This is a genomic window from Photobacterium lucens, from assembly GCF_009873615.1.
Taxonomy (GTDB): Bacteria; Pseudomonadota; Gammaproteobacteria; order Enterobacterales; family Vibrionaceae; genus Photobacterium; species Photobacterium lucens.
The window spans coordinates 27296-40369 of record NZ_SSMG01000486.1 but is presented as its reverse complement, the minus strand read 5'-3'; the positions used below and the strand labels follow the sequence as shown (position 1 = coordinate 40369).

At 40.4% G+C, this 13074-nt stretch carries 11 protein-coding genes; 7 read left to right on the top strand and 4 right to left on the bottom strand.

The genetic code is table 11. The annotated features are described in order from the left end of the window. The first annotated feature begins 119 nt into the window (after positions 1–119). Positions 120–611 (top strand): DUF1097 domain-containing protein, encoded by a 492-nt coding sequence (locus E5A76_RS20095; RefSeq protein ID WP_107165738.1) that lies wholly within the window; start codon positions 120–122, stop codon positions 609–611. Positions 612–693: 82 nt separating this feature from the next. Here the strand turns inward: E5A76_RS20095 and E5A76_RS20090 are convergent, their stop codons facing one another. Next, positions 694–1632 carry a siroheme synthase gene (locus tag E5A76_RS20090; protein ID WP_161120016.1) on the bottom strand — a complete coding sequence of 313 codons (939 nt, stop codon included), beginning with the start codon at positions 1630–1632 and terminating at the stop codon, positions 694–696. Positions 1633–1755: 123 nt separating this feature from the next. Next, a complete protein-coding gene (locus tag E5A76_RS20085; protein WP_161120015.1) occupies positions 1756–2877 on the bottom strand; it encodes a S1 family peptidase in 1122 nt (373 codons plus the stop codon). Between the two features lie 192 nt (positions 2878–3069). Between E5A76_RS20085 and E5A76_RS20080 the strand changes: the two genes are divergently transcribed. Further along, on the top strand, positions 3070–3906 hold the full coding sequence (locus tag E5A76_RS20080; protein WP_161120014.1) for a DUF5718 family protein: 837 nt from the start codon (positions 3070–3072) through the stop codon (positions 3904–3906). A 47-nt stretch (positions 3907–3953) separates the two neighbouring features. After that, positions 3954–4829 carry a sulfurtransferase gene (locus E5A76_RS20075; RefSeq protein ID WP_161120013.1) on the top strand — a complete coding sequence of 292 codons (876 nt, stop codon included), beginning with the start codon at positions 3954–3956 and terminating at the stop codon, positions 4827–4829. Between the two features lie 96 nt (positions 4830–4925). Here the strand turns inward: E5A76_RS20075 and E5A76_RS20070 are convergent, their stop codons facing one another. Next, positions 4926–5756, bottom strand: coding sequence for a phosphate ABC transporter substrate-binding protein (locus E5A76_RS20070; protein ID WP_161120012.1), 831 nt, complete (start codon positions 5754–5756; stop codon positions 4926–4928). Positions 5757–6061: 305 nt separating this feature from the next. On the opposite strand from E5A76_RS20070, the gene E5A76_RS20065 reads away from it, so the two are divergent. Next, positions 6062–7720 carry an ATPase RavA domain-containing protein gene (locus tag E5A76_RS20065; RefSeq protein ID WP_161120011.1) on the top strand — a complete coding sequence of 553 codons (1659 nt, stop codon included), beginning with the start codon at positions 6062–6064 and terminating at the stop codon, positions 7718–7720. A 76-nt stretch (positions 7721–7796) separates the two neighbouring features. Further along, on the top strand, positions 7797–9254 hold the full coding sequence (gene viaA, locus E5A76_RS20060) for an ATPase RavA stimulator ViaA (protein ID WP_161120010.1): 1458 nt from the start codon (positions 7797–7799) through the stop codon (positions 9252–9254). A 71-nt stretch (positions 9255–9325) separates the two neighbouring features. Here the strand turns inward: viaA and E5A76_RS20055 are convergent, their stop codons facing one another. Beyond that, positions 9326–10513 carry a transporter substrate-binding domain-containing protein gene (locus E5A76_RS20055; RefSeq protein WP_187695710.1) on the bottom strand — a complete coding sequence of 396 codons (1188 nt, stop codon included), beginning with the start codon at positions 10511–10513 and terminating at the stop codon, positions 9326–9328. Between the two features lie 233 nt (positions 10514–10746). On the opposite strand from E5A76_RS20055, the gene E5A76_RS20050 reads away from it, so the two are divergent. After that, complete coding sequence (locus tag E5A76_RS20050) at positions 10747–12168, top strand: NfeD family protein (RefSeq protein ID WP_161120009.1); 1422 nt, start codon at positions 10747–10749, stop codon at positions 12166–12168. A 38-nt stretch (positions 12169–12206) separates the two neighbouring features. Then, positions 12207–13019, top strand: coding sequence for a slipin family protein (locus tag E5A76_RS20045; RefSeq protein ID WP_161120008.1), 813 nt, complete (start codon positions 12207–12209; stop codon positions 13017–13019). The last annotated feature ends 55 nt before the right edge of the window (positions 13020–13074 follow it).

Here is a 13074-nt window from a genome sequence, read left to right as displayed (position 1 = left end):
ATCACATATAAAATGATTGCAAGTGTAATAACTTTTGCTCTCTGTGATCTTTGTTGATTAATTCCTCTTAATCATACGTTACACTTAGCAACATATTAGGTGTTGTTAAGAGTGAAATTATGTCTGTACTTGTTGCGATTGCTATAACTACCGGAATTTTATCTGGGATCTGGGGATGGATTGCAGTATCACTCGGCTTATTAAGCTGGGGCGGATTTCTAGGCTGTACGACATATTTTGCTCTTCAGCGTGATGGCATTAAGGGCGTTGGCTTGAGCATCGCAACTAATCTTAGTGGTGTGTTTTGGGCAATGGTGATCATTAAGCTGTCGTCAATGGTCAGTCTTGATATTATCGGTTACGTTGTCACTGCTATTGTTGCATTTATGATGTGTGTACAAGCGAAAAAGTCTTGGTTATCTTTTATTCCCGGTACCTTCATTGGTTCATGTGCAACATTTGCAGCGAATGGTAATTGGCAGCTAGTGGTGCCATCTTTAGTATTGGGCGTGGTGTTTGGCTATTTAATGAAAAGCACGGGTTTATGGCTTCATGCTAAATTAGCCGAAAAAAAAACTGCAGATACTGAGCGACAAGCTATTTCAGATTAATACGGTTTGGATTGAGTAAAGCCGCTGATATTAAGTGTTATATCAGCGGCTTTTATTTTATAGCTAGCTAGGGGTACTTAGCTTATCCGTGGCTGGGAACAAAGATGCCATTTCGTTCCGTGCAAAGTTTCTTCAATGTTGGACGATGCTGATCTTTAGGAGCCAATACACAAACACGTAATCCTTCTGCTAGCAGTGCTTCTACTCGTTCAACAAGCTCGGTGTATAGATAACTTTCTCGGTCGGCATCACGGCGGCATAGATCAACGAAAATATCATTCTTATCTTCAGGATAAAGGACAAATTCAGACTGTTGCATTAAACGTAATGCTTTAATTGTTAACAACTCAGGATCGTTACCTGTTTCAATTAAATATAGATTCGCACCTGTATCTTCATGGTTTTCTAATAACTCAGTGAAAATCTGTTCCAGTTGTTCTGTAGTTGTTGCTGCTTCAACGGCAGGTGAGCGGAAGAAACGCTCCCAAAACTTACGACGCTCATCAACCGTTTTATAGTGTTGCTTAATACGCCCACGTTGCTGACCTGAAAAACTAGCAAGTAAGCTGAGGTTTTGTGGAAGTTGAGTTTCCAGTTGTTCACGAATATAGCGCACCAGAACTGGGGATGCGCCACCACTCGATACCGCAACTTGAATGGGTGAGCGATCAATCATGGATGGTGTAATGAAGTCACAAAAATCAGGATCATCAACGACGTTGGTCCAAATTTGTAATGCATTAGCGTCATGATAAACCTGATGGTTAAGGGCTTTAATATCCGTTGTAGCCCAAACCTGATCAAAATCTGTAATTTGCGATTTGTCGTATTCTGCTTGGATGTAAGTAAATTGCCCATTTTCCAAAAGCGCGGCAAGATGTGGGTGTAATTGTGGTGAAACAAGAGTGATATTAGCATTGGCTTTAAGAAGTAAATCAACCTTACGGCAAGCCACTTCACCACCACCAATAACAAGCACTTTTTTATGGCTTAATTTGAGAAATACTGGGAAAAAATCCATTTCGATGTCCAATATAAAGGCTCGCAAAATGCGTGCGCTTATAGTAACTAAATGTTTATAAACTGATCTTTTAGTATCACGAAAAGATCACTAAGAGCAAGCCTATCTGGACATGTACGAAGGTTAATAGCTTTTGCTTTGATTTTGGCGCCAACTTACAGCAATTAATCCAATTAATATACTGAACCATGTGATAGCACCACCACCATTTTGTTCTGCTGCAACAGTGACAACTGCTTGTGCAGTGTCTCTATTGATAGAGTCTTCTTTCGCAACAGAGAAGGGATCAACTAGTATGTTTGGTTGTAGAGAGTCATCATCGAGGGAGAAATCAGGGTTGTTGTCATATGCTTGAATTTGATTTTCGATCCAAGTGCGATAAGTAGAAACTTGGGTATATTGACCCGTCAGTTGATTGTATTGATTTTCAGGGTTACTGCTTCGTGATGAGCATTTGGCGCCGTTGCTCGTGACACCGATAAGTCTGATCCCTAAATCACTATTAGCAATCGCTTGTGCATTTTGCCAAATAAGTGGGCCACCAGAATCGCCACTACATACATCTTTGATCAGGCCGTTAATATTAGAATCTGCACAAACCATGTATTGATCGTCAATATTAAGCCCGACACACTGATCATCGGGCACACCCGCTAAAGTAATTAATTGTAATGTAGTTGGGTATCCTTCTTCTAATGTGTCTCCCCAGCCAGAAGCAATTGCTGTGACGGGGGAATCGGCATTTGTTGTCCATGAATTATCGAAGTTAAGATCAGCCATTATCTGCTCATCGTGGGTTACGATTTTAATCGGCTGTGCCACATCAAATAGAGAGCGTTCGACACGAATTATCGCAATATCATTCAGGAAATTTTTTTCATTATAGTCAGGATGACTGATCCGCTTAACGACATTAAAAAAGAAGCGCTCGTCTAAGATATTGAAGTTACCGTCTTCAATTAAGCTGGTACCTGCAATTACAACATCATCAATATCGGAAGTATTACAGTGCGCGGCAGTCAATAACCAATATTCACTGATCACTACAGCACCACAGCTGACGCTGTCATAATTTTTTTGTTTCAATGCAGCCTGCCACGGCATTAGTAGAGGGGCATACTGTGTTACTCCAGTGCCATTTATGGCTTTGGCTACAGGTTGAGAATGAGTATATGCGAAGGAATAAGAACCAATAAAAAGGAAAAACGTGCAGAAGATGAATTTTACCCCAAATTGTACTGTCATATGCAGCTCCGCCTTGAACTGATGTTTCTTTAAGCGTAGCTATAATCGTCAATAAAATGACGTTATATAAGATATTGATCGCATAAAAGTGAATTTGTATTAATTTTGATACATATAATGCAAGATTGATTACAGTTTCGATGTGTTGAAGCCTTTAAAATATCGATAATTTTATTATTTAATGGATGAGATATGTTTAAGTCTTGTATTGGTTTCGGGGTTGCTGGCAATTTTGCGGGCCATCTTGAGCAAGCTGGGGAAGCGGCTGATTTCTTAAAGGTTGAAGTAAAAGAAGCGGTTCAACCCAAAGCGATTTTTCCTTTTTATCTGCCTTCTAATGTCGATTCATTTCTAACTGTATATCCATTATCGTCAACTAACATTACGCCACCCAATGATGCTGATAACCTGCAAATTGAACCAGAAGTGGCGTTGATTTGTGATATCGAATATACACAATCTATTGATGGCGATATTAACGTTGCAGCTTTAATTCCACGTCAATTTGCCGCTTATAACGATTGTTCTATTCGTAAGCCTAATGCGAACAAAATTAGTGAGAAAAAGAACTGGGGTACGAACAGTAAGGGAATTTCACAAACTCTGATTGATATTGATACGTTTGAGCTAGATGGCATTTTAGATCGTTACCGTATCGCCAGTTTCCATCAACATAACGGTCAGTTGCACACCTATGGTGAAGATAGCCCTGTTATTGGTTATAGCTACTTCCACCAGAAGTTGCTTGATTGGGTTGTTGAGCGTATGAATTGTCAGCAAGATGTTGGTCCAACAGAAAATATTAAAGCATTATTGAATGTTGCTGATCATCCGAAACAAGCCATTATCAGTATTGGTGCCACACGCTACACTCCTTATGGTGAAACGCATTTCTTGCAATCTGGTGATAGCAGTATCGTTGTAGTCTATGACGGTACACTATATAACCATGATGACATTGTTAGCATGGCTGAAAACAATGATTGGCAAAGTGATGGTTTGTCTGTGTTAGTACAAACTGTTGATTAAGTAGTAAAATAAACGAGTTAGTTATTTAAAGATAATAAGGATCAGCAATGTCGTTACCTAATCAGCATGAAGATTTAGTCTCGGTACAATGGTTACACCAAGCATTAGAAAATCAAGCACATGCGAGTGACGCACAGCAAGATCTTATTGTATTAGATGCTAGCTCGTTTATGCCAGGCGTTGATCGTAACGCAGAGCAAGAGCTTATTGATAAGCGTATTCAAGGTGCTCGCTTTTTTGATATTAATGAAAGGCTAGCTGCACCTAATACTGATTTACCTCATATGCTGCCATCGGCTGAGCAATTTGCTAGTGAAGTTAGCAAGCTAGGGATCAGTAATAATACCCATGTCGTGGTTTACGATAGTTTAGGCATGTTTTCATCAGCACGTGGCTGGTGGATGTTTAAAGCGATGGGGCACAATAAAGTTTCTGTACTGGATGGTGGTCTACCAGCTTGGATTGCAGCTGGTTATAACACTGAGTCAGGCGAATTACCTACTATTATGCCAACAGCCTTTAATGCAGAGCTACAGCCTGAGTGGGTAATTGATGCTGATGGTTTAAATCAGTTATTGGCAGATGATAGTGTTGCTGTCATTGATGCTCGCCCAAGAGCCCGTTTTCTTGGTTCAGTAAAAGAACCACGAGCAGGGATCCGCAGTGGTCATATGCCTAATGCGAAGAACTTGCCTTTTGCAGAATTGCTTAATGATGGACATTTTATTGAATTAGCCGATATTCAAACCAAGTTTGATGGTATTTCTCGTCCCGATCAGCGTTTGATTTTTAGCTGTGGTTCCGGCATTACCGCTTGTATTTTAGCGTTGGCTGCACATCGTGTCGGTCGTAACGTACTAACCGTTTATGATGGTTCATGGACGGAATGGGGTGCTAACGAGTGTTACCCTGTTGTGAAGTAGTTTGGGTATCTATCAATAACAATAAAAAGGCGAACAGCTGACTGAGTGTCATCGCTGTCCGCCTTTTATTTTATTAGTTAGCGACTCACTGCGCTTTTATGCTTTCTCATCAATAGAGACATAACCCTTATCACGAATAATGGTTTGCGCTTGATTTGATAAAACGAATTTAATGAATTGCTGCGCGCCTTTATCTAATTTGTTCTCTTTGAACATCAGTAGAAATGGGCGAGCAATTTTGTATTCACCTGACTCGATTTTTTCAATGGTTGGGAAAACACTATCGTAAGAAATTGCTTTAACAGAATCATCGACAGATCCTAGAGAGACATAGCCAATCGCATGTTTATTACGAGAAACTAAGCTTTTTACCATGCCATTAGTGCTTACCACTAAAACACGTGGGCTGATGTCTGAAACGGTAAATTCAGAAACTTTCTTGGTTAACCCCATAAAGTGTTCAAACGAAAAGCGTGATCCTGAGGCGTTTTCACGGCTAACAACAGCCATGTCTAAGTCATTACCGTTAATTGATTTCCAGTTAGTGATTTTTCCTTGATAAATATCAATTACTTGTTGGCGAGTTAAGTTAGATACAGGGTTATCTTTATTCACTACTAGCGCGATACCATCGTGAGCAATGGTGACGGTTTTGTAGTTACCGTCAAGCTCTGATGGTTCAATAATACGAGAGCTCATGCCAATTTCAGCTGCACCTTGTTTTACAGCAGTGATTCCAGCGGTCGAACCTGTTCCTTGGATCGCAATTGTTGTGTTTTGGTGGGTTAATGAATAGGTATCAGCTAGCACATCCATTATGTGGCTAACTGAAGTCGATCCTGCAACAGTAACTGTTTCTTTAGCTTGTACAGTTGCTGAAGTGACACATAGCCCTAATGTCAGCAGACTAATTATTGTTTTAAGCATTTTTTACTCCATGAGCTTAATTATTTCGCGCTGTATCTTATTTCAATATTGTGACAATCTTGTGAATAAGACACCGCTATAGAAAGAGGTATAAAGTCAAATTTAAGCTAGGAATAGTCACTAAAAAACGTTAAGCACATGAATCTATATGGCTAATAAGTGAGTGATTACAAGATAAAATTTTGAATCAACTTGTTACAATGATAAAGTCGTTTTATAGATATAACATTAAAAGTAGAGCGTATGCTCTCAGTGATATAGACGCAGTTAAAGCGTAAGTAGGGTTTACAAACAAGGTTGGTTTTATGCTCACAATGGCAACAACAGCAACAACTCCGAATAAAGCAATTTTATCTGAACGTATTCAAAAACTGATCAAAGGGCTTTCAAATGGCGTTTACGAACGCGAAGAAGTGATAAAGCTGTGTTTGCTAGCTGCATTAGCAGGGGAAAGTGTTTTTCTACTAGGTCCTCCTGGTATTGCTAAAAGTTTAATTGCGAAACGTCTTATCCAAGCTTTTGATGACAGTAAATTCTTTGATTACTTGATGACGCGTTTCTCAACGCCTGAAGAAGTATTCGGTCCTCTATCTATTCAGGAATTAAAAGATAACGGTAAATATGTACGATTAACGGATGGCTATTTACCAACAGCGCAAGTAGTTTTCCTTGATGAAATTTGGAAAGCCGGTCCTGCTATTCTTAATACCTTATTAACTGTGGTGAATGAACGCACATTCAAAAATGGTCAAGATGTGCTGCCTGTGCCGATGCGCTTGTTGATCACAGCATCGAATGAATTACCAGATGAAGATAGCGGTTTAGATGCGCTGTACGATCGTATGTTGGTTCGTGTGTTTGTAAACCGTATTCAAGAGAAGAAAAACTTCAAAGCCATGCTAATGGGTGAAGGACCGACATTACAAGAAATCGATCCAAGCCTTACGATTAAAGATGAAGAATACATCAACTGGCAGCAGCACATTGACGATGTCCAGTTAAGTGAAGCGATTTTTGAGCAGATCTATCAATTGAAATCCATGGTTGAAAATAAAGTGGATCAAGCTGATGTGATTGATAGCGACAATGAGCTTTATATTTCCGATCGTCGCTGGAAGAAATCAGTACGCTTATTAAAAGCCAGCGCTTTCTTTAATGGTAGAGATGAAATCAACCCACTTGATTTATTACTGCTACAAGATTGTTTATGGCATAGCCCAGAATCGCGTAACGTGATCTGTAATATCGTTAATAAGTTTGCGGCTGAGTATGCGTTTAATCAAAAAGAATCTGCGTTAGATGCCAATGAAGCAGAAACCATCATCAATACTATTAACGATGATGTAGCAGATAAACTTGCGATTACCTTCACGAAAGAAAGCACCATGCGTAAAGAGTGGTTTAAGTATAGCTTTGCCACAGCAGCGCGTTTCAATGTGAATAACAACCCACGCATGATCAAATTAGTGATGCTGCAACAGAACCCATCAGTATCGGAGCAAGAGCCGGGCGATAGCCGTTGGGTTTATGTGGATGGTGATGAATTTGATAAGAAGATCCGCACCGGTAAATGTGATATCTACGGTTTTGTTAATAAGAATACCCATCTGTGTCGTTTACAGTTTGAAATTGATGCGCAGAATCGCTTAACCATCAAAGATATTGCCAATCGTGCTGTACTGGTAGGGATAGCGGGTAATAAAGGCATTACTGAGAGCATGCAACAAACATGGCAGCAAGCTGTAGATAGCGCAATGGCGAAGATTGTGGATGCTGAGCATAACATCATGAAGTGTCGCTCCCAGTTCCACGGTGCACTACCACATAACTTTATTAATGATTCATTTCCTGCGCTAATTGAACAAAGTATCAGTGATGCAGCAGATAAAGTAACTGAGCTTAAAGGCTTAGTTGAGAAAAGTGCTTTCCGCATAAACCATCTTTCTGAATATTTTGCTAAATAGTGTTTGATAATCAGTGTGTTTAGTAACAATAGAACAAGCCAAGCTGATATTAAGCATGGAAAGAGGAGAATAGCGTATGCCAGTCTCTGAAGGATTAAACTTTGCAATGATGCTCGCTGAGTCGGGCATCATTGATAGTGCTGTACACGAGGTCATGGTAAGACCGCAACTATTAATGGCAGCAGAGCAAAGTCCTGGCATTAAAACCGCCATGAAAAACCAAGTTATGAAATGGCGTGGACAGATGATCCGGCAAACCGCAAAAGGGACAGTGGAAGAGCGGTTTCATGACGAGATTGAACTGTATCAGCAAGCCTGTAAGTGGGATCAAGACTATTTCATCGAACATGCTGACGAGTTAGTAAAAAAACTTGAAGGGCAATCTTCGTTTTACTTCAAAGCAAAAAGCCTTGTCGCAAAAGAGCATCAAAAACATAACCCGATGTTCCAACGATTCTTCTGTAATAAATGGTATGAGTATATTGCTCATGCTTTAACTGAAGCGCAAGAATCAGAGATTGAAGAGCATAAAGAAGCTTTGCTGAGAGATATGTATCAGCGTATTGAAACATTAAAGCAAATGGAAGAAGTTACCGAAGCTGGTGATGAAACCAAAGCAGGGCGTTTATGGGATATGGCAAAAGCCAAACTGACCCAAACCGATGTTGATGTAATGAAGAAAATAGCCAAGTTCTTGAAAAAGAATAATGGCTTGCAAGACATTGCAGAGAAGTTAGGGCGAATGGCGAGTGAGGTAGATGATCCTAATAAAGAGCGGGTTAAAGCTGACGAATTTAAGCTGGTGGAAGAGGTAAGTGACAATGTCACTGATGATATCGTCGGTATTCATGAAAGTGATGATCTTGCCAAACTGCTACCCAACGAAGCGATGTTCTTGGCATACCCTGAGCTTGAAGTGGTGTTTTATAAACACTTAGCTGATAAACGCTTAATGAATTATCGGATGCAGGGGACTCAGCGAAAACTGCGTAAGGTTAAAGCTTTTAAACGACAAACCAAGCGTGTTGATCAAGATAAAGGACCATTTATCGTTTGTATTGATGCATCAGGCTCAATGTCGGGTTTTCCTGAGAATTGTGCTAAAGCTTTAGCTTACGGTTTAATGCAGATTGCGTTAGCGGATGAGCGCGATTGCTACGTGATCATGTTCTCTACTCAGCAAATCACTTACGAGCTGACCAAGCAAGATGGCTTGAGTGAAGTGGTTAACTTCTTATCTTACTCATTCCACGGTGGTACGGACTTGGGACCTGTGCTTGATCAATCCATTGATTTAATGAGTGACGGTAAATATAAAAACGCGGATTTGGTGGTGTTATCTGACTTTATTGCACCAAGCCAACCTGATGAAATGCTGACGCGAGTAGAGAAGTTAAAAGCGCAAAAGAACCGTTTTCATGCGGTGAATTTGTCGAAGTATGGTAATCCAGAATTGCTTGAAATGTTCGATCATTGTTGGTCGTATCATCCGTCAAAACTGAGCCAATTAGGTAAGTTATTTAAGGCTCGCTAGAAGTTAAAACGCTATATTTCAAAAGTGATGATTATTTGGAATATAGCGTGGCTCTCTTTACTCTCTTTTATCTATTTGATTTTAAAATACTCTAATAAAGCATTTCGCCATTCATTGGTTTGTCTAAACTGTAATAACTCTCGATTTATCGACTCTTCATACGGGCTTTTTTCAGTTAAAGCGATACCGTAGTTTTGTTTTTCAAACTGGTATGGCAACACGTTAAGCTTTTCGTATTTTCCTTTCTCTTTTGCTATTTTTATGCGGTATTTCACTATCGCATCATCACCAACAGCCGCTTCAATTTCGCCTTTGTCTAATGCATCAAGCATATCTGGAACCGTATCGTATTGACGATGAGCAATGCTATGACGGGTGAGAAACTGAGATGAAGTAGAGGCTGTTTTTGCTCCTGTAGTGACATTGACTAAATCATGAGGGCTTTTAATGTCATTACTGATCAAACCAACGGTAAAAGTACTAGCTAATACAGCGGTAATACTGGCAATAAAAAGTGTGGTAAATACCGCAAGGCAAACGGTTAAAACTCGTCCTGTTAAGGTTTTAAATTCATAGTAATTAAATGGCCCTTTGGTGATAAATAGTAGGCCAAGAATAAAGCCTTCAATGAGTTGTGCAGGGCGAGAGCGCATAGAGTAAAGCTTATCGTTTACTCGATGCTCTAACAAATAGTACAACCCTCCGACTAAAGTGGCTGCGGTGAAGAAAATACCAATGATCGTCAGCAAATGTCGGTTGGTAATAATACTTTTGAACGTATCGAAATAACCTGCAGATTTCACCACGATAGCCAAGTGAGTTTCATAAAAAGAATGGGAAAAATCGATGATTTCCTCACGCTCAGGGGTTATCGATAAGCAAGATAGCCCAATATCTACCTCTTTATTAGCAACGGCTTGTAATAACTCTTTCAGTGGGTAATTTTGAAAACGATAGGGCAACTGTAATTTCTCAGCTATTTGCTGCCATAGCAGAACACTTAACCCTGTGTATTCCCCGAATTGATCTTGCATAACAAAAGGCGGACATAAATAAGTGCCAATGAGCAGTTCCTTTTTATTGGCTTCATTCGTTACTGTGGCTTGCATTATTTGGGGGGAGTTTGCAGTTGTCTGCTCTTGTGCCGCTAATGATGAAGAGATCCCATAGCATAAGTATGTTAACGCCAAAAGTAGCCTGATAAGGCATGAGATAGAACGGGCTGAAACGGGGAATAGCGTTAACGTCTTATTGGACATAGATCTATCCTTATTGTTTTTATTATTAAGTATATACCCAGTACCTTGAGGTGACTTGGGTATAAGCCTTTTCTTCTATTTTGACGTTTGCATCTAACGCATCGTATCTAAGGCTGCTCTTCATATTTAAGAAAACCAAATCTCCTTACAGCTCGTATAGTTAAAGTATTAACTGCTGTTTGTATCAGTATTAATAGTTTCAGCTTTTATTCATGACAGTGGTGGGTGAAGCGATGAAAACGATTATTCGATTCTTATTTCTGTGCGTCATGCTATTGGGTTTTAGTGCGGTTGCTCAAACACAGCAAGAGGTGTGGGTGATTGGCATTGAAGGCGGGATTGGTCCTGCCACCAGCGATTATGTCACTAGAGAAATTACCGAAGCACAAAACAACAATGCTGCAATGATCATCCTACAAGTTGATACGCCCGGTGGGCTTGATACGTCGATGAGACAAATCATTCAGGCGATAACTGTCTCGCCAGTACCTATCACAACATGGGTCGGTCCTGCAGGTTCAAGAGCCGCCAGTGCAGGAACTTATATTCTGTTGGCAAGCCATATAGCGACCATGGCTGATGGGACAAACTTAGGTGCTGCGACACCTGTTTCTATTGGTGGTGGTAAAGCTGGTAGTAATCCGTTGTCAGGAAATGATGAGGATAAACCAACCAATGCTTCTGATAAGCCTCAAAACAAACAGCCAGATAGCGAAGAGAAGCAAAACAGTGCTGAAAACGATAAAGAGCCAACGCCTGCAACAAGCAATCCTTCTGCAATGGAAAGTAAAGTCATCAATGATGCTGCGGCTTATATTGAAAGCTTAGCGAAATTACACAATCGTAATCCTGAATGGGCAATTAAAGCAGTACGAGAGGCTGCCAGCATTGATGCACAAACCGCACTTAAAGAAAACGTGATTGATTTCATTGCCCAAAACCGAGAGCAAGTCATAGAGAAAGCTAATGGCAGAATGGTCAAACTCAATGGTGTGGAAACACCGATTGAATTAACAAATGTCAGTTTTGTTGAGCGTGAACAAGACTGGCGATTCAAATTACTCTCAGTGCTAACTAACCCTAATGTTGCTTACATCTTAATGCTAATTGGTATGTACGGCTTACTACTTGAGTTTTATAGCCCAGGTGTTGGTTTACCCGGTGTATTAGGTGGGATTTGCTTTGTGTTAGCGATGTATTCATTGCAAATGTTACCGATTAGCTATGCTGGATTAGCACTGATTATTCTTGGTGTCATGTTGATGGTAGCGGAAGCCTTTAGTCCAAGTTTCGGTATTTTAGGGCTCGGGGGCATCGCCTCATTTGCATTGGGATCGGTGATGTTAATGGATACTGATTTACCCGGTTATCAAATCGCTGCACCGTTAATCATTGGTTTCACCGTTGTCTCTGCACTGTTTTTCTTCGTCATTATTGCCATGTTGGTGAAATCTCGTAAACGACCTGTCACAACAGGGATAAATACCTTAATTGGTCAGCAAGCCACAGTGATGTATGTCGATAATGAAGCAGGTAAATACCATGTTTTTGTGGCGGGTGAAATGTGGCAAGCCACCAGCACTGGTGTTTTTCACAAGGGCGATAAGGTGATTGTAACGGGAGTCAGAGGCTTATGGCTTGAAATCGATCCTTAATCTATAGAGCTACTTAATACGCTTAAAAGGAGATAAGTATGATCACTTATTCACTTGCGGTCATCGTTGTGTTCGTGGTGGCGCTGATCTTTAGCATGTTTAAGATTTTGCGAGAATATGAAAGAGCCGTGGTGTTTCTACTAGGGCGTTTCTATGAAGTCAAAGGGCCGGGACTGGTTATTATTGTGCCGATCATTCAACAAATGGTGCGTGTTGATTTACGTACCATTGTGCTTGATGTCCCGACTCAAGATTTAATTACTAAAGATAATGTATCAGTGCATGTTAATGCTGTGGTGTACTTTAAAGTCGTTGATCCCAAGATGGCGATTATCAATGTCGAGAATTACTTCGAAGCCACTAGCCAGCTATCTCAAACCACCTTGCGCTCAGTGCTAGGGCAACATGAACTTGATGAATTACTGTCAGCTCGTGAAGAGCTTAACCGTGATCTACAAGGGATCTTAGATCAGCATACCGATAATTGGGGGATCAAAATCGCCAATGTGGAAATCAAACATGTTGATCTCGATGACAGCATGGTAAGAGCATTAGCAAGACAAGCTGAAGCTGAACGTTCTCGTCGAGCCAAGGTCATTCATGCTACAGGTGAGCTTGAAGCATCAGCTAAATTGCAAGAAGCAGCCAAAGAGCTAAACAAATCACCGAATGCGATTCAGCTACGTTATTTCCAAACCCTGACGGAAGTGGCAAACGAGCGAACATCCACTATTGTATTTCCATTGCCGATCAATTTGATTGATAAATTAAGCGGGGAAGATGTACTGGAAATGGCGAAATTGAAGGTGAAGCAAGAAGTGAATAAGCAGAATGATGCGAAAAGTGAGTAATTAAAGCCATGAACCGTGGGTAATTTAGTCAGTTAACACCTTTAATACTAAGTAT